The 23,371-nt window shown below is 54.4% G+C and carries 23 protein-coding genes and 1 pseudogene; 19 read left to right on the top strand and 5 right to left on the bottom strand.

The window, feature by feature from the left end; all coding sequences use genetic code 11:
* Positions 1-33 precede the first annotated feature (33 nt).
* The 6 genes from QVF11_RS26420 to QVF11_RS26395 all read left to right on the top strand — a co-directional run bounded on the left by QVF11_RS26420 (position 34) and on the right by QVF11_RS26395 (position 7,032).
* Positions 34-936, top strand: a complete 903-nt coding sequence (locus tag QVF11_RS26420) for a Fe(3+) dicitrate ABC transporter substrate-binding protein FecB (protein WP_287860601.1) — start codon at positions 34-36, stop codon at positions 934-936.
* A complete protein-coding gene (gene fecC, locus QVF11_RS26415; protein ID WP_287860598.1) occupies positions 933-1,931 on the top strand; it encodes an iron-dicitrate ABC transporter permease FecC in 999 nt (332 codons plus the stop codon). Before QVF11_RS26420 ends, fecC begins: the two co-directional genes overlap by 4 nt.
* A complete protein-coding gene (gene fecD, locus QVF11_RS26410; RefSeq protein WP_287860595.1) occupies positions 1,928-2,884 on the top strand; it encodes a Fe(3+) dicitrate ABC transporter permease subunit FecD in 957 nt (318 codons plus the stop codon). Before fecC ends, fecD begins: the two co-directional genes overlap by 4 nt.
* Complete coding sequence (gene fecE / locus QVF11_RS26405) at positions 2,885-3,652, top strand: Fe(3+) dicitrate ABC transporter ATP-binding protein FecE (RefSeq protein WP_287860593.1); 768 nt, start codon at positions 2,885-2,887, stop codon at positions 3,650-3,652.
* Between the two features lie 133 nt (positions 3,653-3,785).
* A complete protein-coding gene (locus tag QVF11_RS26400) occupies positions 3,786-4,973 on the top strand; it encodes an HD-GYP domain-containing protein (RefSeq protein WP_287860590.1) in 1,188 nt (395 codons plus the stop codon).
* Between the two features lie 274 nt (positions 4,974-5,247).
* Positions 5,248-7,032, top strand: a complete 1,785-nt coding sequence (locus QVF11_RS26395; RefSeq protein WP_112216663.1) for a diguanylate cyclase — start codon at positions 5,248-5,250, stop codon at positions 7,030-7,032.
* Between the two features lie 301 nt (positions 7,033-7,333).
* Here QVF11_RS26395 and QVF11_RS26390 read toward each other — a convergent pair whose 3' ends face one another.
* The gene (locus tag QVF11_RS26390) at positions 7,334-8,260 is read right to left on the bottom strand and encodes a LysR substrate-binding domain-containing protein (RefSeq protein WP_287860583.1); all 927 of its coding nucleotides are present in this window, start codon (positions 8,258-8,260) and stop codon (positions 7,334-7,336) included.
* 100 nt (positions 8,261-8,360) lie between these two features.
* Here QVF11_RS26390 and QVF11_RS26385 point away from each other — a divergent pair, with 100 nt between their 5' ends.
* Positions 8,361-8,663, top strand: coding sequence for a carboxymuconolactone decarboxylase family protein (locus tag QVF11_RS26385; RefSeq protein WP_287860580.1), 303 nt, complete (start codon positions 8,361-8,363; stop codon positions 8,661-8,663).
* 4 nt (positions 8,664-8,667) lie between these two features.
* The gene (locus tag QVF11_RS26380) at positions 8,668-9,054 is read left to right on the top strand and encodes a tautomerase family protein (RefSeq protein WP_287860578.1); all 387 of its coding nucleotides are present in this window, start codon (positions 8,668-8,670) and stop codon (positions 9,052-9,054) included.
* Positions 9,055-9,128: 74 nt separating this feature from the next.
* Here the strand turns inward: QVF11_RS26380 and QVF11_RS26375 are convergent, their stop codons facing one another.
* Positions 9,129-9,953, bottom strand: a complete 825-nt coding sequence (locus QVF11_RS26375) for an aminoglycoside phosphotransferase family protein (protein ID WP_287860575.1) — start codon at positions 9,951-9,953, stop codon at positions 9,129-9,131.
* A gap of 92 nt (positions 9,954-10,045) precedes the next feature.
* Between QVF11_RS26375 and QVF11_RS26370 the strand changes: the two are divergent.
* Positions 10,046-10,186, top strand: a pseudogene (locus tag QVF11_RS26370) (LysR family transcriptional regulator); the annotation flags it as partial.
* Positions 10,187-10,231: 45 nt separating this feature from the next.
* On the opposite strand, the gene QVF11_RS26365 reads toward QVF11_RS26370, so the two are convergent.
* Together QVF11_RS26365 and icd are read right to left on the bottom strand one after the other, a co-directional pair.
* Positions 10,232-10,585: a DUF1294 domain-containing protein gene (locus QVF11_RS26365; protein WP_287860572.1), complete on the bottom strand. Its 354-nt coding sequence runs from the start codon at positions 10,583-10,585 to the stop codon at positions 10,232-10,234.
* Positions 10,586-11,289: 704 nt separating this feature from the next.
* Complete coding sequence (gene icd, locus QVF11_RS26360; RefSeq protein WP_287860569.1) at positions 11,290-12,540, bottom strand: NADP-dependent isocitrate dehydrogenase; 1,251 nt, start codon at positions 12,538-12,540, stop codon at positions 11,290-11,292.
* A 236-nt stretch (positions 12,541-12,776) separates the two neighbouring features.
* Between icd and rluE the strand changes: the two genes are divergently transcribed.
* From rluE to purB, 6 genes are read left to right on the top strand one after another with little or no spacing between them, the layout of a single operon-like run.
* Positions 12,777-13,427 (top strand): 23S rRNA pseudouridine(2457) synthase RluE, encoded by a 651-nt coding sequence (gene rluE / locus QVF11_RS26355; protein WP_112216643.1) that lies wholly within the window; start codon positions 12,777-12,779, stop codon positions 13,425-13,427.
* Between the two features lie 44 nt (positions 13,428-13,471).
* Complete coding sequence (locus tag QVF11_RS26350; RefSeq protein WP_287860565.1) at positions 13,472-14,383, top strand: hypothetical protein; 912 nt, start codon at positions 13,472-13,474, stop codon at positions 14,381-14,383.
* Positions 14,384-14,395: 12 nt separating this feature from the next.
* Positions 14,396-14,854 (top strand): NUDIX hydrolase, encoded by a 459-nt coding sequence (locus tag QVF11_RS26345; RefSeq protein ID WP_110273626.1) that lies wholly within the window; start codon positions 14,396-14,398, stop codon positions 14,852-14,854.
* 56 nt (positions 14,855-14,910) lie between these two features.
* Positions 14,911-16,017: a tRNA 2-thiouridine(34) synthase MnmA gene (mnmA, locus tag QVF11_RS26340; RefSeq protein WP_287860562.1), complete on the top strand. Its 1,107-nt coding sequence runs from the start codon at positions 14,911-14,913 to the stop codon at positions 16,015-16,017.
* A gap of 59 nt (positions 16,018-16,076) precedes the next feature.
* Positions 16,077-16,718: a high frequency lysogenization protein HflD gene (gene hflD / locus QVF11_RS26335; protein ID WP_110273628.1), complete on the top strand. Its 642-nt coding sequence runs from the start codon at positions 16,077-16,079 to the stop codon at positions 16,716-16,718.
* A 3-nt stretch (positions 16,719-16,721) separates the two neighbouring features.
* Entirely contained in the window at positions 16,722-18,092 is a 1,371-nt protein-coding gene (gene purB / locus QVF11_RS26330) for an adenylosuccinate lyase (protein WP_182237965.1), read from the top strand.
* Between the two features lie 47 nt (positions 18,093-18,139).
* Here the strand turns inward: purB and QVF11_RS26325 are convergent, their stop codons facing one another.
* Positions 18,140-19,354: an MFS transporter gene (locus QVF11_RS26325; protein ID WP_287860556.1), complete on the bottom strand. Its 1,215-nt coding sequence runs from the start codon at positions 19,352-19,354 to the stop codon at positions 18,140-18,142.
* 100 nt (positions 19,355-19,454) lie between these two features.
* Here QVF11_RS26325 and QVF11_RS26320 point away from each other — a divergent pair, with 100 nt between their 5' ends.
* The 4 genes from QVF11_RS26320 (at position 19,455) to QVF11_RS26305 (ending at position 23,331) form a co-directional block, all read left to right on the top strand.
* Positions 19,455-19,901 carry a winged helix-turn-helix transcriptional regulator gene (locus tag QVF11_RS26320; protein ID WP_287860553.1) on the top strand — a complete coding sequence of 149 codons (447 nt, stop codon included), beginning with the start codon at positions 19,455-19,457 and terminating at the stop codon, positions 19,899-19,901.
* 84 nt (positions 19,902-19,985) lie between these two features.
* Positions 19,986-20,660 carry a two-component system response regulator PhoP gene (phoP, locus tag QVF11_RS26315; protein ID WP_287860550.1) on the top strand — a complete coding sequence of 225 codons (675 nt, stop codon included), beginning with the start codon at positions 19,986-19,988 and terminating at the stop codon, positions 20,658-20,660.
* Positions 20,657-22,123: a two-component system sensor histidine kinase PhoQ gene (gene phoQ / locus QVF11_RS26310; RefSeq protein ID WP_112216650.1), complete on the top strand. Its 1,467-nt coding sequence runs from the start codon at positions 20,657-20,659 to the stop codon at positions 22,121-22,123. The genes phoP and phoQ overlap by 4 nt, the downstream gene beginning before the upstream one ends.
* 86 nt (positions 22,124-22,209) lie before the next feature.
* On the top strand, positions 22,210-23,331 hold the full coding sequence (locus tag QVF11_RS26305; protein WP_112216651.1) for a ribosomal protein uL16 3-hydroxylase: 1,122 nt from the start codon (positions 22,210-22,212) through the stop codon (positions 23,329-23,331).
* Positions 23,332-23,371: the final 40 nt, after the last annotated feature.

Raw genomic sequence — 23,371 nt, 5'->3', positions numbered from 1 at the left:
GTGAGCGCCCTGTCCGGCATGCTGGAGTTGACTATGTTTAGCATTGTTCGCATGTTTATTTTTGGCCTGCTATTCCTGACAGGCCCCGCATTCGCCGTCACCGTGCAGGATGAGCACGGCACCTTAACTCTTGATAAGACACCCCAGCGGATCGTGGTGCTCGAACTCTCCTTTGTTGATGCGCTGGCGGCGATTGACGTCAGCCCGGTGGGCGTGGCCGATGATAACGACCCGTCGCGCATTTTGTCCGAGGTACGGGCGCGCCTGAAGCCATGGCAGTCGGTAGGTACCCGCGCCCAGCCCTCACTGGAAGCCATCAGCGCCCTGCATCCTGACCTGATTATTGCCGATAGCAGCCGCCATAGCGGCATTTACGCCTCCCTGCGGCAGATTGCCCCGGTACTACTGTTGAAATCGCGCAATGAAACCTGGGAGGAAAATCTGCAGTCGGCGGCAATTATTGGCAAAGCGGTTGGCAAAGAGGCAGAGATGCAGCAGCGCCTGACGCAGCATCGGCAAACCATGGCAGCGTTTGCCCGCCAGCTACCAGCGGGTGCCAGCGTGCTATTTGGCACCTCGCGCGAGCAGCAGTTCAATCTTCATTCCACGCAAACCTATACCGGCAGCGTGCTAGTGACGCTGGGCCTGAAGGTTCCACAGCCGATCAACGGCGCGCCAATGGCGGCGATCAATCTCGAACAATTGCTGGCAATTAATCCACAGTGGCTGCTGGTGGCCCATTATCGGGCCGAAAGCATCGTTAAAAAATGGCAGCAGGATTCGTTGTGGCCAATGCTACAGGCTCAGCAAAAGCAGCAGATTGCGGCCGTTGATAGCAACAGCTGGGCGCGGATGCGTGGTCTCTTTGCCGCCGAGCGTATTGCCAGCGATATGGTGAAAATCGTCCACCATCAGACGGTCGATATCACGCCATGAAACCGTTTCATCGCTCGTTTTTTATTTGGGGATTGCCGCTGCTGGCGCTCACCGGACTGTTCTGGTTGAACCTGTTTTGCTATTCGGTAATCCCGATTTCACCGTTCAACGCACTTCACGCGCTGACCGCCCCTAAAACGCCTCCCCTTGCGGAGGCGTTAGTGCTTAATCTGCGCTTGCCCCGCAGTCTGGTGGCGATGATGCTCGGCGCCAGCCTCGCGGTATCGGGTGCACTGCTGCAAACGCTCACCCATAACCCACTGGCCTCTCCCTCTTTGCTGGGCATCAATAGCGGCGCGGCGCTGGCAATGTCGCTGACCAGTGCCTTTAGCCCGACTCCGCTGGCCGGGTTTTCGCTGGCGTTGATCGCCGCCTGCGGCGGTGGAATAAGCTGGCTGCTGGTGATGACCGCTGGCGGTGGCTGGCGTCAGGAGCTGGATCGCAATCGGCTCATCCTCGCCGGTATTGCCCTCTCGGCGCTATGTATGGCGTTGACCCGCATAACCCTGCTGCTGGCGGAAGATCACGCTTACGGCATTCTCACCTGGCTGGCGGGTGGCGTTTCCCATGTACGCTGGGCTGAGTTTTGGCAGCTTTTCCCTTTTACCGCGCTTATTGTTCCCGCCGTATTTCTACTGGCCAACGCGCTTAATCTGCTTAACGTCAGCGATACCGCCGCTCATTCTCTGGGCGTGAATTTACCTCGCCTGCGCCTGCTGATTAACGCTGCCGTTTTACTGCTTACCGGGGCCTGCGTCAGCGTCGCCGGGCCGGTCGCCTTTATCGGTCTGCTGATCCCGCATCTTGCGAGGCTTTGGGCCGGTCACGATCATCGTACGCTTCTGCCAATGAGCGCCACGCTGGGCGCTTTATTTATGCTATTAGCGGATATTCTCGCCAGAGCGCTCGCCTGGCCGGGAGAGCTCCCGGCGGGCGCGGTGCTGGCGCTGGTCGGTGCCCCCTGTTTCGTCTGGCTGGTCCGGAGGCGCGGATGAGACTCCGCCGCGTCAGCTTTTTACTGCTCGTTCTGGCGCTGTTAACCGTGCTTTCGTTGCGTATGGGCGCAGTCCCGCTGCCGTGGCGGGCGCTGCTTGACGGCTGGCACCCGGGTAGCGAACATCACTACGTACTGATGCAATATCGCCTGCCGCGCGTGGTGCTGGCGCTGATTATCGGCGCCGCGCTGGCGGTTTCCGGCGTGCTAATTCAGGGCGTTGTGCGTAATCCGTTGGCCTCACCAGATATTCTGGGCATTAACCATGCGGCGAGCCTGACATCGGTCACCGCGCTGTGGTTTTTACCCTCCCTGTCCCTGCTGTGGCTGCCGCTGCTGGCCTTTATCGGCGGGATGACGGCAATGGCGGTGCTGATAATTCTTGCCGGTTTTTCCCGCCCAATGCGTCTGGCGCTGACCGGCGTAGCGCTGTCGGCCTGCTGGGCCAGCGTGACCGATTATCTTTTACTGTCGCGCCCCCAGGAGATTAACAACGCACTGCTATGGTTGACCGGCAGCCTGTGGGCCAGAGATGGCTCGTTTGTGATTATCGCTCTGCCCCTGCTCACCGTGCTGCTACCGCTGAGTTTCGCTCTCAGCCGCGATCTCGACCTGCTGGCGTTGGGCCACGATCGCGCCGGGACCTTGGGCATCAATATTCGCTGGCTTAACGGCTACGCGTTGACCCTGGCGGTCGCCCTCGCCTCCGTCAGCGTCGCGGTCTGCGGCCCTATCGCTTTTATCAGTCTTGTTGTGCCGCATCTTGTTCGCCGCCTGTTCGGTGGACGTCATCACTATTTACTGCCGGTTTCGGCGCTGATGGGCGGGCTGGTTCTGCTGCTCGCCGATCTGCTGGCACGAACACTCAGCCCGCCGATGGAGCTTCCGGCAGGCGTGCTGACAGCAATTATTGGCGCGCCGTGGTTTATCTGGCTACTTGTGAGAATGCGTTAAATGGAACTGCGAACGGAAAACCTGACCGCTGGCTATGATGGCAAGCGCATTATTAACTGTCTCAACCTAACGTTACCGGGCGGGAAAATCACCGCACTACTGGGGCCAAACGGCTGCGGTAAATCCACTCTACTGAAGTGCTTTTCTCGCCTTCTGACACCCGACGCTGGGGAGATTTGGCTTGGTAATCAGACCTTAAATGGTATCTCTACTCGTCAACTGGCGCGGCGTCTGGCGCTGCTGCCACAGCAGCAAGCAAGCCCCGAGGGCATAACAGTGCGCGAGCTGGTCAGCTATGGTCGCAGCCCGTGGCTGCCGCTATGGGGGCGACTCTCGATGCAGGATCGGCAGATCGTGGAAGGCGCGCTGGAACGAACCGGCGTCACATCGCTGGCCGAACAGCCGCTAAGCGCGCTTTCCGGTGGCCAGCGGCAGCGGGCTTTTCTGGCGCTGCTGCTGGCGCAGGATACGCCGCTGGTGCTGCTCGATGAGCCAACAACCTGGCTGGATATTAATCACCAGGTGGAGTTAATGAAGCTAATGCGCGATCTACAGCTAATGGGAAAAACCGTGGTCACCGTGTTGCACGATCTTAACCAGGCCAGCCGCTACTGCGATCATCTGGTAGTGCTGAAAAACGGCAACGTTCAGGCCGAAGGTTCACCGGAAGCGGTGCTGACGCCGCAGATGCTGCGCGAGGTCTTTCATCTGGAGGCGGAGATTCATCCGGAGCCTGTGTCGCTACGCCCGATGTGCGTAGTGAAATAATCCAGGATGGCGCGATAAAAATGCATAATGAGAATTAACTCATTCAATTCTGTCATACAGGCCTAAAATAAATAATGGCTACAGTATCGGCGAATGAACCAAAACAATTCGGGTAACGCGATGGAGAAAAACGATGCGTATCGCCTTAAAATCAGCATTGATGCTTGCCACCCGCGTCATACAAATCATTAACCCTGAATTACATCTTCATATGCAAAGAACGGCGCTGATTGCGCTGGAGCTTGCGCTCGCGGCCGGTTTGTCTCGTCAGCAACAACAGACCATTTTTTGCGCCGCTCTGCTGCACGATATCGGCGTACTGGGCGACAAAAGAGTTATCGTTTCACTCAACGCCATAGATAATCTCGACGACCCGCATCAGCATCGGGGAGCCGAAATGCTAGATGGGTTAACCACTCTGGCCCCTATTCTGCCGATTATCCGCGACCACCATTTTAGCCCGAGCCACAGAGGCAGCCTCGAACAGCATATTGTTTATTTTGCCGACGTTTTTGAGCGCCTGTTATCCAGCGATAAAACCGCCACCACCTATCAAACCGACATTGTCATTGATAAATTTCGTGCGCTATATCAGGAGATCGACCCGCAGCTGTGCCAGACCTTATGCCAGCTCGCCCAAAAGGAGCATTTTTGGCTGCATCTTAACCCCGGGCATATTCAGCGGATGCTGGAGATTATCGGCCCAATTAACACTATTTACATCGATATCAATGGTCTGAAAGACATCTGTTTATTGATCGCCAAAATTGTAGACACCTACAGCAGCTTTACCGCCAGCCACAGTCTGATGGTCGGGAAAATATCCCGAATGCTGGCAACCTACATAAATCTGCCGGAATTAGAGTGCCAAAAAATCGAAATCGCTGGCTATTTACATGATATTGGCAAAATCTATATCCCGTTGGCGATTCTGGAAAAACAGGGTGAACTGGATGACGAAGAGCTACTTCAGGTTCGTGAGCATAGCTACATGACCGGCAAACTGCTTAGCGCCTTTAGCGAACTTGGCGAGATCATTAACTGGGCCGCCAATCATCATGAAAAACTGGATGGCAGCGGTTATCCCCTTCACCTTAATGAGGATTATCTGCAGCTCCCGGACCGAATTATCGCCATCGCCGATATTTTTACCGCCCTCACCGAAGACCGCCCCTATCGCCACGGAATGAGCCTTCAGCAAGCATTACAGCTGATAGAGGCCGATGTTATAAATGGTGCGCTGGATAAAGACGTGTATCGCGTATTGCACCAGCATGCCAAAGCGCTCCACGCTATTATTACTAACACACTGCACTCCTGAGAGTCGGGCCTATACGGGTAAACCAAGGGTGCAGTCATAAATAAAAATATACCCTAAATAATTCGAGTTGCTTAAAGGCGGCAAGGGAGGGACAAATTCGTCGGGAACGAATTTGACCAGCCGAAGGCTGGCCTCCGGTGAGAGGCAGGAGCCTCTCATTAATCCCCAGGAGCATAGATAACTATGTGACTGGGGTGAGCGCACGTAGCCAACACATAAGCAACTTGAAGTATGACGGGTATAATTAATTCATCTGCACGCAAGGATATATCCGGTGAGAATCGCCACCATGACCAACTGGGCCTACGGGATCACCGTCGCCCTGACCCTCGCTTCAGGCATCGCAATGCTGATGGCCTCCAGCGCGGATAATGCCGAACGTCGCGCCGTTGAACAGCGACAACAGTTCGACCAACTTAGTGAAGAAGTTGATAATGGAGCCTGGGAGCTTTCAGACCTCGCCCGGCTGTATATCATCAGAAAAAATCCGGATATTTTACGGGAGTATCGGCAACAGGCTCAGGCAATAACTGCGATTGAACATCGGCTGGAAAAGCTCAGGGACAATGGCGCGACGCCTGAAGAGCTGGCGCTATTGCGTGATGGTTTGCAGAAAGCCGATGAATTGCAGGATGAACAGCAAACGGCCCTGGCACATGCCGATCGGGGGGAAGAGAAAGAGGCAGTAAACTTACTGTACGGCGTACCCTACGAGCAAGAACTTGAGCAGGTGCAGACGCAGCTTGACCATTTTCGCCTGATGCTTGAAGGCCGGGTGAATAAAACCATTTCCGAGGCCACGGAGAAATCGCGCATCTGGCGAACCCTTTCCGAGGTCATGGTGGGACTGACGGCGCTGATGTTCCTGTTTGTGTTGGGTTTTCTTCTCAAACGCCGGGTGTTATATCCTGTCGTACGCTTGAGCGATGTCGTGCAGCGGCTGGCTTCCCAGGACTACGCCGTCGAAACGCCACAGTTTACCCAGATAGATGAAATTGGCGATATGGCCCAGGCGATTCGTATCTTCCGCGAAAACGGTCTTGCGCGGCAGCGACTTGAGCAAGAGCGCGATGCCGACTGGGCAATTCGGGAACTGCTGGCGCGGATGACCCAGCGGCTACAAGGTTGCGAATCGTTCGAGGATGTCATTAAGGTTGCTGAGCTGTTCGCACCGAATATCGCCCCCGAGATCCCCGGCCGACTCTATATCCTCGATACCGATCCCTGGCAGATGCGCTGCGTCGCACAGTGGCTATCGCCGCCGGATGAGCCTGTTGTTTTCCATCCCGACAACTGTTGGGCCGTTCGGCGCGGGCTGAGCCACCCACCGGTAAATGGCGAGCCAGACATTGCCTGCTACCACCTGCCGCAAGCACAGGCCAACCAATCGCTGTGCGTACCGCTTATTGCCCAGGGCGAAGCTATTGGCCTGCTTTCATTCCGCAACGTAACCCCTTCCACAGCTCCTTCTCGCGCCTATCTCGAACTGATGGCGGAAGCGCTGGGGCTGGCGTTGGCTAACCAGCGTTTACGTAACGCGCTACTGGAAAAAGCGCTGTTCGATTCGCTCACCGGACTGCGTAACCGCCATCATCTGGACGATGCTCTGCACACGCAGATGAATCTGGCCGTGCGCAACGGTACGCCGCTAAGCTGTCTGATGATCGATATCGATCACTTTAAGGCAATCAATGATAACTACGGCCACGAGGCGGGCGACCTGGTGATTAAAAGCGTCGCCGCGATCATCCAGCGTGCAGTGCGTGATATCGGGATGGCCTTCCGCTACGGCGGCGAAGAGTTCCTGGTGCTGCTGGCCGGCACCAACGAAGAGGCCGCTATGACCTGTGCTACCGATATTTATAACAGTGTACATCTGCTGACCTTACGCTATGGGCTGTCTGAGATAGGTCAGGTTGATGTCTCCATCGGCATCGCCAGCTACCCGCAGCATACGCAAAGCGATAGCCTGCTGCGCGCGGCGGATGCGGCGCTCTACCGGGCAAAAGAGCTGGGGCGTTCAAGGATTGTGAGCTTTGGGATGTTGAAAACGGAATGAGTGGCGTTCTTAGCCCCCTCTCCTCCCGCTAACGCTGCGTGAGCGGGGCGGCAGAGACGCTGTCGAATAGCGCTTATACCCGTCTTACTTCAAGCTGCTTATGTGTTGACTGCGGATTACTCGGCCCATCCATGGGCCTCGCCCTTACGAGCCGTCGCAAGCGACGTTCAAATCTGCGCCCGGCAGATTTGTCACTCACCCCGGTCACATAGTCATCTATGCTCCCGGGGATTAATGAGAGGCTCCTGCCTCTCACCGGAGGCCAGCCTTCGGCTGGTCAAATTCGTTCCCGACGAATTTGTCACTCCCTTGCCGCCTTTAAGCAACTCGAATTATTTTGGGTATACATCGCATTTAATAGCGTCTCTTCCATAAGTTGCCCCAGCAGCGCCCGTGCTCCATGAATGGCGTCGTTTCGCGCCTCCTGCAACAGGGTAATACCCAAATTTCCCGGTGATGGCAGAATACTTCCCGTCACACGCAAGTTGCCGGGCATTCCGATACGGGTACGCACGGTAATACCAAGCCCCGCCTGCACGGCAGCCCAAATACCGCTCAGGCTGTGGCTGACAAACACCACTTGCCAGGCGATGTTGGCCCGGTCGAGACAATCAATGGCACGGGAGCGCATCAGGCACGGGCTTTCCAGCATCACCAGCGGCAACGGCTTGCCCTGTGCCAGCAGTGTGCCGATGTCCAGTTTCGGGTGCGTTATCCACTCCAGCGGACACTGAGTAATCAATTTGCCATCACGTTGTGCGCTCTCCGGCTGCCATAGCAACGCCATATCCAGCGCGTTGTTATTGAACGCCTCGAGTAGCGCCCGGTTGCGATCAACGCGGGCAATCATTCGCATCCCCGGATGGTGGCGCTTGAACTCGCCAAGTAAACCGGGCATAAGCGATTCGCCAAAATCTTCCTGCATACCAATACGTATTTCACCCTGCAACAGTTCGCCATTCAGGGCTAGCAGCGCTTCATCATTCAGCACCAGCAGACGACGGGCATACCCCATGATTATTTCACCATGATGGGTCAGCTCCAGGTGACGACCTTTCTTTACCACCAGTTCGGTGCCGCACTGTTGCTCCAGTTTTTTCAGCTGTGCACTGACCGCCGAGGTTGAACGGCAGAGGCGATTTGCCGCCTGCGCAAAGCTGCCGCACTCAATGCCAGTCACAAAACTGCGCAGCGCGTCGAGGTCGAGCGTAAGAGGAAGCTTATTCATTATCGTCCTGAAATACGGGATGGATAGTCACGTATAATTCAATTTTCAGGATCGAAATATCGCGCCAGAATGACTTCACTGTCAATACGGAGAGAGAACAATGACGAAATCCCTTGATCGTGAAACCCTGGCCCGCGTCGCACCAAAGCTGGCTGAATTGAGCCGGGATGTACTTTTTAATGATATCTGGAAACGAGAACCGCTTTCCCCACGCGAGCGCAGTTTAGTGACGCTGGGAGCGCTGACCGCACTTGGCCGCGTTCAGCAATTACCTTGGCATATCCGCTTCGCCCAGCAAAATGGCCTGACCCGCGAAGAAATCGTTGAGGTTTTCACCCATCTGGCATTCTACGCTGGCTGGCCTGCTGCGGTTTCCGCCTTTGAATGCCTGAAAGAGGATTAACGAGATGCCTTTCACTCGTATCACTCTGCATCAGGGTTATAGCGACGCGCAAATAACGCAGATTTCCGACATTCTGCAACAAAGCCTTGAGAAAGAATTTGCCGTTCCGCCTCATGATCGCTTTCAGGTTTTCGAAAGGCTACCTACGAACCTGCATGTGTTCGACCGCCACTATAAAAGCGCTGGCCGCAGCGACAATTTCATTCAGTTCCATATCACGGCTGGTAAACCTCGCGCATTCGAGCAGAAGAAAAACCTCTGCCGTACGCTATGTGAGCAGCTGCATACGGCGCTGGGTATTAATCCGGATGATGTCATGGTGATCATTCAGTTTAATACCGCCGATGAGTGGAGCTTCAGCAATGGACTGATGCTCTCGGAGGAGAGATGATGATTGTGATGGGCCAGGGATATCAGTCGCTGGCGGTTATTGCGCGCCGAATGCAGGTCAGGTTGAGCTTCTGCTCACTGCTCAAGTGCAATAATTGCCAACTCAGCAACTTTTAATGTTGTAGATACATCGCCGTTACTTTCGAGGGACCATGCTGCTGATAGCCCGCACCATGAAATGATCCATTTGAGAAGGCGTTCTCTGTCCAGGCCCGCCGTCTCGGTAACGATACTTAGTCGTTGTTTAAATATCTCCGGAACAGTCGCTACACGCGGCACTGGATTATCAAGATCCGGGTTAGTGAAAATATTGGCAAAGTCGAACCCTCGTTCACCTATAAGCCCTTTTGGATCGATGGCCAACCAGCCAGACGTCTCAAAATCGAGCACATTACCGTGGTGTAAGTCACCATGTAACACAACGATATCGCGTGGAGACGAAAGCAAATCTTCTGAGGTTTCCGCACAGATAGTCAGGATGCCACCATATTTCAGAGCTGCTGGTTTTAGCGAAGAAAACCATTCATGCAGAGTGGTTAGCCGGGGTAAGGGTCTTGTTGAGGGGCTATGAAGCCTGTTAGCCGTGGCGCACAAAATGCGACAGGCTTCATTATCCTGACCTTTTCTCGACATCGTTGCCAGTGACGCAGAGCCTGTCGCCCGGGCGAGTAGAATTGCTTCGTTTTCATGCGCAATAACCTTTGCTGCACCGTTACCTTCCCACCATGTCATGAGTGCGTTCCCGGTTTGCTCATCCGCATCATCAGTCACTTTCAGCATGGCCTTAATACCATGTGCTGCTTTAACCGGGAGTAGCGTTGAGGTATGCGTGATAAATGGGTTGCCGTCCGCAATGAGATCCCAACGATTCAACCAGAAACTTAACTTGTCTGTATCCATCACGCTCCCCTTATTATTCTTATCAATTTGCGCGTAAGACCTCGCCCAATGTGTACTGCACCGCAAAAGTTGGACACCAACTGAGTAAGGTGATTCCTGTATTACCCGCCTGGCGGTTACCTGACCGCTTCCTCTATGCCGTCTATCCTGATGCCCATTTTATCCCCCAGAGGGTCAGAAGCATTATAAGTGTGATCGAACAATTACTGCCTGAGATAACCGGGAATATATGAAACATTTATCGTGCGGCTACCGTTGAGGGAAGACTCAGTCAATATTCAGGAAGTGAGAAAAGGAGAAAACAGATCAAACTGGTAAACCGCCACCATCGCTGAGATATTCAATATCACGCTGATGATAAAGTAGGTTTTAAATGGCTGCTTTTGCGTTTTATGGCGAAAGAGTTGTTGACCCACTATCGCGCCAGGCCACCCTCCCATAACCCCAAATACCAACAAGGTGAGTTCCGGCACTCTGCACCAGGCCCTGCGTGCCGCCATTTTATCCACGCCGTAAACCACCAGCGTCAGGATGTTGACGAGCAGAAGCCATATGGCACAGGAATGCGGGGTAAATAGGCTTCCAACAGCCGCAATGGCCAGGAGAAAATAACAGAAGCGATTGAGATTCATATCAGTAGCCACGGCAGTTATCAGAAAGTCCTGGAATCGAATTATACTCAATATAGATCGCTAAAAGAAACCTCTGCTGTAAATCAGTAATAGAGGGTTATTGAGAAAATTTCACGGTCCTCAAGGAATTGGTGACAGTATGGCTTTGTCTGTTATGAGCAAGGAAAGTACATTATCCATGAAAAGATACTTCAGGGAACCAATCTCAGAAATTCGGCCTTCCTTTAAAAAAATAGTTTTTGGCAACTGACCAACTAAACCTGCCACACTATTTTGCTAACTCAATTAGGATTGTCACAAATCGCTATCCTCCAGGGAGAGTTGTCATTACCGATGAACAGTCTCAATTATTGCCAGCGCTAGCGGCGGTACATGTAAGTTTTTAATCTCTATTGATGGTAAAGATATCGCGCTCTTGCGCCAAAACCAGTTCGTGAGTGCATATATTAATAATGGGCCGCATAGATTAAAAGTGAGTAATGAGTGCACCACGCTGAGTATGGGAATGCGTAAAACACTGGATATTGTTGCCGATGGAACGCCTCAGGAGTATGTAACAGAGCAGGGAGCATGGGGGCAATATCGAATGTGGCAAACTAAATAGCAAGAACCTGACGTGAAGGCCGTAGGTGGCGCAGCCTTTTTATTACTGACACAAAACGGGAGCCCATCGGCTCCCGTTCTTATTTAACCCAAAATCTGGATTACATGTTCGCGATGATCGCGTCACCAAACTCTGAACATTTCAGCAGTTTAGCGCCTTCCATCAGACGTTCAAAGTCATAGGTCACGGTCTTAGCGGCGATTGCGCCTTCGGTGCCTTTAACGATCAGGTCTGCGGCTTCGAACCACTGCAGGTGGCGCAGCATCATCTCAGCAGACAGAATAATAGAACCTGGGTTCACTTTATCCTGGCCTGCATATTTCGGTGCAGTACCGTGGGTCGCTTCGAACAGTGCACACTCGTCGCCGATGTTCGCGCCCGGAGCGATACCGATACCACCAACCTGCGCCGCCAGGGCGTCAGAGATGTAGTCACCGTTCAGGTTCATACAGGCGATAACGTCGTATTCCGCCGGACGCAGCAGGATCTGCTGCAGGAAGGCGTCGGCGATCACGTCTTTAACTACGATCTCCTTCCCGGTGTTCGGGTTTTTGATCTTCAGCCATGGGCCACCGTCAATCAGTTCACCGCCGAACTCTTCGCGTGCCAGCTGGTAGCCCCAGTCTTTAAACGCGCCTTCGGTGAATTTCATGATGTTGCCCTTATGCACCAAGGTCAGCGAGTCGCGATCGTTAGTGATAGCGTATTCGAGAGCAGCGCGAACCAGGCGTTTGGTGCCTTCTTCAGAGCATGGCTTGATGCCAATACCGCAATGTTCCGGGAAGCGAATTTTCTTCACGCCCATTTCATCACGCAGGAACTTGATCACTTTATCGGCTTCTGCTGAGTCAGCTTTCCACTCGATGCCTGCATAGATGTCTTCTGAGTTTTCGCGGAAGATAACCATGTCGGTCAGTTCAGGATGTTTAACCGGGCTCGGCGTACCCTGGTAGTAACGTACCGGGCGCAGGCAAACGTAGAGGTCCAGTTCCTGACGCAAAGCAACGTTCAGGGAACGAATACCGCCGCCAACTGGCGTAGTCAGAGGGCCTTTGATAGCAACACGATAATCACGAATCAGATCAAGAGTTTCGGCAGGCAGCCAGACATCCTGGCCATAAACCTGGGTCGATTTTTCACCGGTGTAAACTTCCATCCAGGAAATTTTACGCTCGCCCTTATAGGCTTTCTCAACGGCAGCATCAACCACTTTCAGCATTGCTGGGGTTACGTCAACACCGATACCATCGCCTTCGATGAACGGGATAATCGGGTTATGAGGGACGTTCAGTTTGCCGTTTTGCAGGGTGATTTTTTGACCTTCCGCCGGAACTACTACTTTGCTTTCCATTAACCTCTCCTTCGAGCGCTTCTGGTTCTGCTCTTCCCTCTTCACGCTAGCCGGGCGTTGGCTTTATTCGCCCACTCCCGTCATCGGAATATCCCGCTAACCGGAGATTTCGCGTCCGTGTCGCCTTCCTGTAATGCGAATCGGTTTGAGCAACCTTTTTGTTAATAAGTTGTAATGAGCATGTCAATACTACCTGAATGTTTGCGTCCATGAAAGGCATTCGTAATTAGGCTATAATGCGGCAATTGATTGAGTCTGAAAATACCATGCAAAAAACTTCATTTAGAAAACATCGCGTTGAGCGATTCAGCAAGCAACAAGTCACCAGACAACGTAAAGAACACCAACCAAAAACTGTGATCTTGTTCAATAAACCATATGATGTGTTGCCACAATTTACTGATGAGTCCGGGCGAAGCACGCTAAAAGATTTTATTCCGGTTGCTGGAGTCTATGCTGCTGGTCGGCTGGACCGGGATAGCGAAGGCCTGCTGGTACTGACCAACGACGGCGCGCTACAGGCGGCGCTGACTCAGCCAGGCAAACGCACCGGCAAGATCTATTATGTTCAGATTGAAGGTGACCCGACGCAGGAGGCACTGGTCGCCCTGCGAGACGGCGTCACATTAAATGATGGCCCGACCCTGCCCGCCGGCGTTGAGCTGGTTGCGGAACCCGCGTGGCTATGGCCGCGAAATCCACCAATCCGCGAGCGCAAGTCGATCCCCACCAGCTGGCTAAAAATCACGCTTTATGAGGGGCGCAACCGTCAGGTTCGCAGAATGACCGCGCACGTCGGCTATCCCACGCTGCGCTTGATTCGTTATGCGATGGGCGGCTATACGCTGGATGGACTGACCAACGGCGAATGGCGAAAGGTCGAATAATTCAATCCAAAAGCAGCATAAGGTCATTTCAGGGAAGAAAAAATATGCGTTTAGCCCTTCTTGGTACACTAGGTCTCTGCTGCATCTCATCGCTTTGTTTCGCAGAGGATAATTGCGACGCCCTTGCCGGTATCGCCGCCGGAGAGGCCAATTACCTCTATGATTCAGCCCAGGTAAAAACCGGGGAGCGACTGCATTTCTACTCGGCTCCCGCAGCCAAATGTTCGCTCCCGGCGTTTCTGATTGCTGGCGACAACGTCGAGATACTCCGCAGTATTGCGCTGGGTGACTCTGCGGATCAGCAGTATCGATATGTACGTTTTCGCGATGCCAAAGGACAATTCGCCACCGGCTGGGTGAATGCTGCCGGATTGGCACCGGAGAATAATCCCCTACCCGTCAGCAGCCAGTGTCAGAAATGGGCAAATAAAGCGATGCGACAGCGCGAAAGTCTCGCTCCGGCTCAGAATAATCACTATCAAATACAAGGCTCCAGCCGGGCGTGGTTCTACGCCGTGCCGAACGAACAGTGCCGCAGCAGCAGCGTTTTCCTCCTGCCCGGGGATACTGTTTCCGTCCAGGAACAATCCAACGATGATTTTATCGAGGCCGTTTATTACACTGCCGATCGCCATATCGTGCGCGGCTGGTTGAAAAAATCGCGGCTCACGCCCCTAAACCGTGGCGATAGCTACCGTGAGGATATCAATCCCTTATCAACGGACAAAGCATCTCGCCTGGTAACGCTTAATTTACGTCACGACTATAGCTGTATATTTTATGAAAGCTGGAATGCGGAAAAAGAGATTCAAATGATGGTGCGTGAAGATCACCAGTCCCCGCAGTGTCGCGGCGCAGGCGACCCGGAAACATCGCCTGTTATCGCTTACATTAGCCTTAATAAACTCAGCGGCGAAATTCGCTGGCCGGATGTCGCAGAAGGGTTCGAACCATAATAAGGATGCAATATGTTTAAACCGCACGTCACCGTCGCCTGCGTAGTCCATGCGAAAGGCAAATTTTTGGTTGTTGAAGAAACGATCAATGGCAAAGCGTTATGGAACCAGCCTGCGGGGCATCTGGAGGCCGATGAAACGCTGGTGCAGGCCGCAGAACGCGAACTGTGGGAAGAGACCGGCATCCGCGCGACACCACAGCATTTTATCCGCATGCATCAGTGGATAGCCCCGGATCGCACGCCTTTTTTGCGTTTTTTGTTCGCCATTGAGCTTAACGATACGTGCGCCACTGAACCGCATGACAGCGATATTGACCGCTGCCTGTGGCTTAGTGCTGAGGAAATCCTTAACGCGGCAAACCTGCGTTCTCAATTAGTTGCCGAGAGTATCCGCAGCTATCAGCAAGACCCACGTTACCCTCTGTCGTTAATTGGCGAATTTAACTGGCCGTTCACAGGGGGTGCCTGAACGGGAGACGCGTGCTAGAATACGCCGCCTCGAAGTTCAATGTAGTGAGTATTCCAATGTCAGAAAGCCAGAAAAAAGTGATCGTCGGCATGTCCGGCGGGGTTGATTCCTCAGTTTCCGCTTACCTGCTTCTCCAGCAAGGTTATAAGGTGGAAGGCCTGTTCATGAAGAACTGGGAAGAAGACGACGGCGAGGAATATTGCACCGCAGCAGCAGATCTGGCGGACGCGCAAGCCGTCTGCGATAAGCTCGGCATTGAGCTTCACACCGTTAACTTTGCCGCAGAATATTGGGACAACGTGTTCGAACTGTTCCTTGAAGAATATAAAGCCGGACGCACGCCGAACCCGGATATTCTGTGTAACAAAGAAATTAAATTTAAAGCCTTCCTCGAATTTGCCGCTGAAGACCTCGGTGCTGACTACATCGCCACCGGTCACTACGTGCGCCGCGCCGATGTCAACGGTAAGAGTCAGCTGCTGCGCGGCCTCGACGGCAATAAAGACCAGAGCTACTTCCTTTATACTCTGGGTCACGAGCAGATCGCGCAAAGCCTGTTCCCGGTGGGTGAGCTGGAAAAACCGCAGGTGCGAAAAATCGCTGAAGAGCTGGATTTAATCACCGCGAAGAAAAAAGACTCCACCGGCATCTGCTTTATCGGCGAACGTAAATTCCGCGAGTTCCTTGGCCGCTATCTGCCTGCTCAGCCGGGCAAAATCATCACCGTTGACGGTGATGAAGTCGGCGAGCATCAGGGTTTGATGTACCACACGCTTGGGCAACGTAAAGGCCTGGGTATTGGCGGCATCAAAGACGGTGGCGAAGACCCGTGGTACGTGGTCGATAAAGATGTCGAGAATAATATCCTTATAGTGGCCCAGGGCCACGAGCATCCGCGTCTGATGTCAGTTGGCCTGATTGCCCAACAGCTGCACTGGGTCGACCGCGAGCCGGTAACGGGCACCCTGCGCTGCACGGTAAAAACCCGCTATCGCCAGACCGATATCCCCTGCACCGTGAAGGCGCTGGATGACGAACGTATCGAAGTTATCTTTGGCGAACCGGTCGCGGCCGTTACGCCTGGTCAGTCAGCGGTCTTCTACAGCGGCGAAATCTGCCTCGGTGGCGGTATTATTGAACAGCGCTTGCCGCTGCAGGCCTGACAGACGTTTTTGCCGCTAGATGTACCAATCGGGCGTCCGGCGGTTTACAAGGAGAATGTGTGGCGAAGAATTATTATGACATTACGCTGGCGCTGGCCGGAGTTTGCCAGGCCGCGCGTCTGGTTCAGGAGCTGGCGCACCAGGGGCATTGCGATGGCGATGCCCTGCATGTGTCGCTGAACAGCATCATCGATCTCGACCCGGATTCGACTCTGGCGGTGTTCGGTGGCAGTGAAGCCAATCTTCGCCTCGGGCTGGAAACCCTCATCGGCGTGCTGAATACCAGCAGCCGTCAGGGACTGAATGCCGAACTCACCCGCTATACTTTAAGCCTGATGGTGCTGGAGCGTAAGCTGGCTGCCAGCAAAGGGGCGATGAATACCCTCGGTGACCGCATTGGTGGCCTGCGCCGTCAGCTGGAACATTTCGATCTGCAATCTGAAACCCTGCTCAGCGCGATGGCGGGCATCTACGTTGATGTGATTAGCCCGCTGGGCCCGCGGATTCAGGTAACCGGCTCCCCTGCCGTGCTGCAAAGCCCACAGGTACAGGCCAAAGTTCGCTCCACCCTGCTGGCGGGCATTCGCGCCGCCGTGCTCTGGCACCAGGTAGGCGGCGGACGGCTGCAGCTAATGTTTTCTCGTAATCGTCTGGTTAACCAGGCAAAACAAATTCTTGCTCATTTAACCCCGGAGTTATGATCTATGGAATTATCCTCACTGACCGCCGTTTCCCCAGTCGACGGACGCTACGGCGATAAAGTCAGCGCGCTGCGCGGTATCTTCAGCGAATTCGGTTTGCTGAAATTCCGTGTTCAGGTAGAAGTTCGTTGGCTGCAAAAACTGGCCACGCACGCAGCGATCAAGGAAGTTCCTGCTTTTGCTGCCGACGCAATCGGTTACCTTGATAAAATTGTCGCCGATTTCAGCGTCGAAGATGCAGAGCGCATCAAAACTATCGAGCGCACCACCAACCACGACGTTAAAGCGGTTGAGTATTTCCTCAAGGAAAAGGTCGCTGATGTGGCCGAGCTGCACGCCGTCTCCGAGTTTATCCACTTCGCCTGCACCTCTGAGGACATCAACAATCTGTCTCACGCGCTGATGCTGAAAACCGCGCGCGACGAAGTGATCCTGCCCTACTGGCGCAAGCTTATCGACGCGGTCAAAGACCTCGCGGTACAGTATCGCGATATCCCGCTGCTCTCCCGTACCCACGGTCAGCCGGCCACGCCGTCCACCATGGGTAAAGAGATGGCGAACGTCGCTTACCGTATGGAACGCCAGTATCGTCAGCTAAACCAGGTTGAAATCCTCGGTAAAATCAACGGCGCGGTCGGTAACTACAACGCCCACATTGTCGCCTACCCCGAAGTGGACTGGCACCAGTTCAGCGAAGAATTTGTGACCTCGTTGGGCATCCAGTGGAACCCGTATACCACCCAGATTGAGCCACATGACTACATCGCCGAGCTGTTCGACTGCATGGCACGCTTCAACACCATCCTGATCGATTTCGATCGCGACGTGTGGGGCTATATCGCGCTCAACCATTTCAAGCAGAAAACCATTGCTGGCGAAATCGGCTCTTCAACCATGCCGCATAAAGTGAACCCGATTGACTTCGAGAACTCCGAAGGCAACCTCGGTCTGGCTAATGCGATGATGCAGCACCTGGCGAGCAAGCTACCGGTTTCCCGCTGGCAGCGCGACCTGACCGACTCCACCGTGCTGCGCAACCTCGGCGTAGGTATCGGTTACGCGCTGATTGCCTATCAGTCCACCCTGAAAGGTGTGAGCAAGCTGGAGCTGAATCAGGACCGTCTTCTGGATGAGCTGGATCACAACTGGGAAGTACTGGCGGAGCCAATCCAGACCGTGATGCGCCGCTACGGCATTGAAAAGCCGTATGAGAAGCTCAAAGAACTGACGCGTGGCAAGCGCGTTGACGCTGAAGGTATGCAGCAGTTCATCGACAGCCTGGCGCTGCCGGAGGATGAGAAAGTTCGCCTGAAGGCGATGACTCCGGCCAACTATATCGGCCGCGCGACCACCATGGTTGACGAACTGAAATAAGCCCTCTGCCCCTCTTTCCTGCGGGAAAGAGGGGGATTTTCGCCCCGTCATTTGCCTGCCATCTGGCCCCGGGTTGCAAACCAGAATACCAGCGCTAACAGGCTGACCAACGCCCCCAGCAGGCAAACGCCCTGCCATCCTCCGCTTGCATACACCGCTGTTGTACTTATAGCCCCCAGACCACTGCCAACGGCATAAAACAGCATATAGAGCCCGACCAGCCTGCTGTGCGCCTCGCGACGAGTGCGGAAAATCATACTCTGGTTAGTGACATGCAGCGCCTGGCCCCCGAGATCCAACAGCACAATGCCCATTAACAACGCCGCTGGTGACCACACCATCAGCGATAGCGGCCACCAGGCGAGGAGCAGAATCACCAAAGCCGCAGCGCTGGTACGCTGACCATATCCCCTGTCGGCCCATTTCCCGGCACGGCCCGCCGCCAACGCCCCAATAACCCCCACCAGACCTAACGCGCCAATCTCGGTGTGGGAAAAGCTAAAAGGCGGTGCGCTTAGCGGTAGCACCAACGCACACCAAAAAATATTAAACGCAGCAAACATCAGCAACGCCAACACACCGCGAATCTGAAGCACTCTTTCCCCGCGCAGCAGCGTCAACATTGATGTCAGCAGTTGCGGGTAGCTCAGGGTATTTGGCACAGCCGTTAATACCGGTAACCGACGCCATAACGGCAGTGCGATGCTCAGCATCAGCAAAGCGGCAAAAATGTAAACTCCGCGCCAGCCGAGCAGATCGCTGATGCCTCCGGAAAATACCCGCGCCAGCAGCAGTCCGATAAACACTCCGCTTTGTGCGGCACCAACAACTCGCCCCTGCTCATGGGGCAAAGCGGCACTGGCTGCGTAGGCAATTAATCCCTGAGTCATCGCGGTCCCCAAAAGGCCAACAGCAAGCATGCTGCCCAACAACATCAGGGCAGAAGATGCCATGCTTACCGCAGCGAGCGCGGCAATCAGTAGTATCAATTGTATCGCCATCAGGCGGCGGCGATTCACCCGGTCACCGAGCGGCACCAGCAATAACAACGCCAGCGCGCAGCCAATCTGGGTCGCCGTAATCACGCCCCCGACGGCAGCATGGCTAATAGCAAAACTCCGGGCTAACGCGTCGAGCAACGGTTGCGCGTAATACACATTTGCCACACTCAAACCGCTGGCGATGGCAAATAACCAGACCAGGCTGCGGGGCATCACTGCAACCGGGTCCATTAATGATGGCGATACCACTGACGCTTTCATGATTCCAACCTTACCATTCTGGTTTCAAAACAAAACCAGTTGAAGGCTAAATGATGTAGTTTTAAAATGCAACCGGATTAGCCAAATGTCAGGAGTGCGAATGTCATCGCGTGAAAAGATGAAAAATGAGACCTGCCCCGTGGCACGCAGCGTGGATATTATCGGTGACCGCTGGTCGTTGATGATTGTTCGCGACGCCTTTGATGGCATGCGCCGCTTCAGCGATTTCCAGCGCAGCCTCGGAATGGCCCGTAATATTCTCTCCGATCGTCTGCACAAGCTGATGGATGCCGGTATTCTGACCACTCGGGCTGCTTCAGATGGTACGGCCTATCAAGAATACGTACTGACGGAAAAAGGAGAGCGCCTGTTCCCCATCGTCGTCGCGTTACGCCAGTGGGGAGAACAATATCTCTTCGCCGACAGCGAGCGTCATTCAGTACTGATCGATAAACGGACGCAGCACGCGCTCCCCCTGATGATGCCGGTCGCCCAGGATGGAATGCCGCTAACACCTCATGAAACAGAGGTCCAAAAAATTAAATAAAACTCGTTATTTAACAGCTGTTTATGTTAAAGGTGTATAATTAGAGCTAAACTATTCAAATCATAAATAAAATGGAGAACTGGCATGCGCGTACTCGTGGTTGAGGACAACGCTCTGCTGCGCCATCACCTGAAAGTTCAGTTGCAGGAATTGGGCCATCAGGTAGATGCGGCGGAAGATGCGAAGGAAGCAGATTACTATCTGGGTGAACACGTTCCGGACATCGCTATTGTTGATCTTGGCCTGCCGGATGAGGACGGTCTGTCGCTCATTCGCCGCTGGCGCGGTCACGACGTCTCGGTGCCGATTCTGGTGCTCACCGCGCGTGAAGGGTGGCAGGACAAGGTCGAAGTTCTCAGCGCCGGGGCCGATGACTATGTCACCAAACCGTTTCATATCGAAGAGGTCGCCGCCCGCATGCAGGCTCTGCTGCGGCGTAACAGCGGCCTGGCCTCACAGGTCATATCCATCCCGCCTTTCCAGGTTGATTTGTCGCGTCGCGAGCTGTCGGTCAACGACCAGCCGATCAAGCTTACCGCTTTCGAATACACCATTATGGAAACGCTGATCCGTAACCGGGGCAAAGTGGTCAGTAAAGACTCGCTGATGCTGCAACTCTATCCCGACGCCGAACTACGCGAAAGCCACACCATTGATGTACTTATGGGAAGACTGCGCAAGAAAATCCAGGCCGAGTATCCGCAGGATGTGATTACGACGGTCCGCGGCCAGGGCTATCTGTTCGAACTACGCGGATGAAAGGCGTGCTACGACATATTCTGCCGCTGTCGCTACGCGTTCGCTTTCTGCTGGCGACGGCCGCTGTGGTGCTGGTGCTGTCGCTGTCTTACGGAATGGTGGCGCTGGTCGGCTATAGCGTAAGCTTCGATAAAACCACTTTTCGCCTGCTACGTGGCGAGAGCAACCTGTTCTATATGCTGGCAAAGTGGGAAAACAACACAATTGAGGTCGATATTCCCGAAAACCTCAATATGCAAAGCCCCACAGTGACGCTGATTTACGACGCCAACGGCAAACTCTTATGGGCACAGCACGACGTGCCATGGCTTACCAAACGCATTCAGCCGGAGTGGCTGAAAAACAACGGTTTTCATGAGATTGAGGCCGATGTCGACAGCAGTAGCATGCTGCAACACAATAACCTGGAAGTGCAGCAACAGCTGGACGCTATCCGTGAAGAGGATGACGACTCCGAGATGACCCACTCGGTGGCGATTAATCTTTACCCCGCCACCAGCACGATGCCGCAGCTGAGTATCGTGGTCGTCGATACCATTCCGGTGGAACTTAAGCGTTCCTATATGGTGTGGAGCTGGTTTATCTACGTGCTGGCGGCCAACCTGCTGCTGGTGATCCCGTTACTATGGGTAGCAGCATGGTGGAGCCTGCGACCTATCGAGTCGCTGGCAAAAGAGGTGCGTGAACTGGAAGAGCATCACCGTGAGATGCTCAACCCGAACACCACCCGCGAGCTCACCCGGCTGGTCAGCAACCTTAACCGCCTGCTGAAAAGTGAACGCGAGCGCTACGACAAATACCGCACCACCCTGACCGACCTGACCCATAGCCTGAAAACGCCGCTCGCGGTGATGCAAAGCACCCTGCGCTCGATGCGCGGCGGGAAGCTCAACGTTAATGAAGCCGAACCGGTGATGCTGGAACAGATCAGTCGTATCTCACAGCAGATTGGTTACTATCTCCATCGCGCAAGCATGCGCAGCGGCGGTTCTCTCCTCAGTCGCGAACTTCACCCAATCGCCCCACTGCTTGATAGCCTGACCTCGGCGCTAAACAAGGTCTATCAGCGTAAAGGCGTGAATATCACCCTCGATATTTCACCGGAAATCAGCTTCGTCGGCGAACAGAATGATTTTATGGAAGTCATGGGCAACGTGCTCGACAACGCCTGCAAGTATTGCCTGGAGTTTGTGGAAGTCTCCGTGCGTCAGTCCAACGACAACCACCTGCATATTCTGGTTGAGGATGACGGTCCAGGGATCCCCCAGAGTATGCGTAACGCGGTGTTCGATCGCGGCCAGCGCGCCGATACGCTGCGCCCCGGACAAGGTGTAGGCCTTGCCGTCGCCCGCGATATCGTTGAACAGTATGATGGCCGCATCCTGACCGAGGACAGCTTACTCGGCGGAGCCTGCATGGAAGTCATTTTTGGCCACCAGCTCCCTGACGATAAAGAAAGCTAAAACAATCAGTTTTTTAACGGCGCCTGCATCATGCAGGTGTCGCATCCGTTATAATCCCTAACAAACACCTGCTGTGGAATATAATTATGGATTATCAATTAACGCTGAACTGGCCCGACTTTATCGAGCGCTACTGGCAAAAACGCCCGGTAGTACTGAAACGTGGCTTTGCTAATTTCGTCGATCCTTTAAGCCCGGATGAGCTGGCTGGACTGGCCATGGAGAGCGAAGTCGACAGCCGCCTGGTTAGCCACCAGGACGGCAAATGGCAGGTCAGCCACGGTCCGTTTGAGAGCTACGATCACCTGAGCGAGAATAACTGGTCGCTGCTGGTACAGGCGGTAAACAACTGGCACGAGCCATCAGCGGCGCTGATGGCTCCGTTCCGCGCCCTACCCGACTGGCGCATCGACGATCTCATGATCTCATTTTCCGTCCCTGGTGGCGGCGTCGGTCCCCATCTCGATCAATACGATGTATTCATCATTCAGGGCACCGGTCGTCGCCGCTGGCGCGTGGGCGAAAAGGTGCCGATGAAGCAGCACTGTCCACACCCGGATCTGCTGCAGGTTGATCCGTTTAACGCGATTATTGATGAAGAGATGGAGCCAGGCGATATTCTCTATATTCCACCGGGATTCCCGCATGAGGGCTATTCGCTGGAAAACTCGCTGAACTATTCCGTTGGCTATCGCGCCCCTAACGCCCGCGAACTGTTTAGCGGCTTTGCTGATTATGTTTTACAACGCGAGTTAGGTAGCCAGCGTTACGCCGATCCGGACGTGCCGTCGCGGGATCATCCGGCGGATATTTTGCCTGCCGAGCTGGATCGCCTGCGCGAAATGATGCTCGGGCTGATTAACCAGCCGGAGCATTTTAAGCAGTGGTTTGGCGAGTTTATTACTCAGTCCCGTCACGAGCTGGACGTCGCGCCGCCGGAGCCGCCGTATCAGCCCGATGAGATTTACGACGCCCTGCAGCAGGGGGATAAGCTGGCGCGCCTCGGTGGCCTGCGCGTGTTGCGTATCGATGGCGAGGTGTTCGTCAACGGCGAGCAAATTAACTCCCCGCACCGCCCGGCGCTGGATGCCATGGCAACGCACCTTTCGCTCAAGGCCGACCATTTCGGCGATGCGCTGGAAGACCCATCATTCCTCGCCCTGCTGGCGGCGCTGGTCAACAGTGGTTACTGGTTCTTCGAGGACTAATCCCTCAGTTTGCCCGGTGGCGGCTAACGCCTTACCGGGC

The organism is Klebsiella sp. (assembly GCF_027492335.1).
Classification (GTDB): Bacteria; Pseudomonadota; Gammaproteobacteria; order Enterobacterales; family Enterobacteriaceae; genus Klebsiella; species Klebsiella huaxiensis.
The sequence above is the reverse complement of the archived record's forward strand: the minus strand, read 5'-3'. Positions and strand labels throughout refer to the sequence as shown.

Coding starts and splice junctions, on each gene's coding strand:
- QVF11_RS26420 (WP_287860601.1), top strand. CDS start 34: ATGTTTAGCATTGTTCGCATGTTTATTTTTGGCCTGCTATTCCTGACA.
- fecC (WP_287860598.1), top strand. CDS start 933: ATGAAACCGTTTCATCGCTCGTTTTTTATTTGGGGATTGCCGCTGCTG.
- fecD (WP_287860595.1), top strand. CDS start 1,928: ATGAGACTCCGCCGCGTCAGCTTTTTACTGCTCGTTCTGGCGCTGTTA.
- fecE (WP_287860593.1), top strand. CDS start 2,885: ATGGAACTGCGAACGGAAAACCTGACCGCTGGCTATGATGGCAAGCGC.
- QVF11_RS26400 (WP_287860590.1), top strand. CDS start 3,786: ATGCGTATCGCCTTAAAATCAGCATTGATGCTTGCCACCCGCGTCATA.
- QVF11_RS26390 (WP_287860583.1), bottom strand. CDS start 8,260: ATGAATAAGCTTCCTCTTACGCTCGACCTCGACGCGCTGCGCAGTTTT.
- QVF11_RS26385 (WP_287860580.1), top strand. CDS start 8,361: ATGACGAAATCCCTTGATCGTGAAACCCTGGCCCGCGTCGCACCAAAG.
- QVF11_RS26380 (WP_287860578.1), top strand. CDS start 8,668: ATGCCTTTCACTCGTATCACTCTGCATCAGGGTTATAGCGACGCGCAA.
- QVF11_RS26375 (WP_287860575.1), bottom strand. CDS start 9,953: ATGGATACAGACAAGTTAAGTTTCTGGTTGAATCGTTGGGATCTCATT.
- QVF11_RS26365 (WP_287860572.1), bottom strand. CDS start 10,585: ATGAATCTCAATCGCTTCTGTTATTTTCTCCTGGCCATTGCGGCTGTT.
- icd (WP_287860569.1), bottom strand. CDS start 12,540: ATGGAAAGCAAAGTAGTAGTTCCGGCGGAAGGTCAAAAAATCACCCTG.
- rluE (WP_112216643.1), top strand. CDS start 12,777: ATGCGGCAATTGATTGAGTCTGAAAATACCATGCAAAAAACTTCATTT.
- QVF11_RS26350 (WP_287860565.1), top strand. CDS start 13,472: ATGCGTTTAGCCCTTCTTGGTACACTAGGTCTCTGCTGCATCTCATCG.
- QVF11_RS26345 (WP_110273626.1), top strand. CDS start 14,396: ATGTTTAAACCGCACGTCACCGTCGCCTGCGTAGTCCATGCGAAAGGC.
- mnmA (WP_287860562.1), top strand. CDS start 14,911: ATGTCAGAAAGCCAGAAAAAAGTGATCGTCGGCATGTCCGGCGGGGTT.
- purB (WP_182237965.1), top strand. CDS start 16,722: ATGGAATTATCCTCACTGACCGCCGTTTCCCCAGTCGACGGACGCTAC.
- QVF11_RS26325 (WP_287860556.1), bottom strand. CDS start 19,354: ATGAAAGCGTCAGTGGTATCGCCATCATTAATGGACCCGGTTGCAGTG.
- QVF11_RS26320 (WP_287860553.1), top strand. CDS start 19,455: ATGTCATCGCGTGAAAAGATGAAAAATGAGACCTGCCCCGTGGCACGC.
- phoP (WP_287860550.1), top strand. CDS start 19,986: ATGCGCGTACTCGTGGTTGAGGACAACGCTCTGCTGCGCCATCACCTG.
- phoQ (WP_112216650.1), top strand. CDS start 20,657: ATGAAAGGCGTGCTACGACATATTCTGCCGCTGTCGCTACGCGTTCGC.
- QVF11_RS26305 (WP_112216651.1), top strand. CDS start 22,210: ATGGATTATCAATTAACGCTGAACTGGCCCGACTTTATCGAGCGCTAC.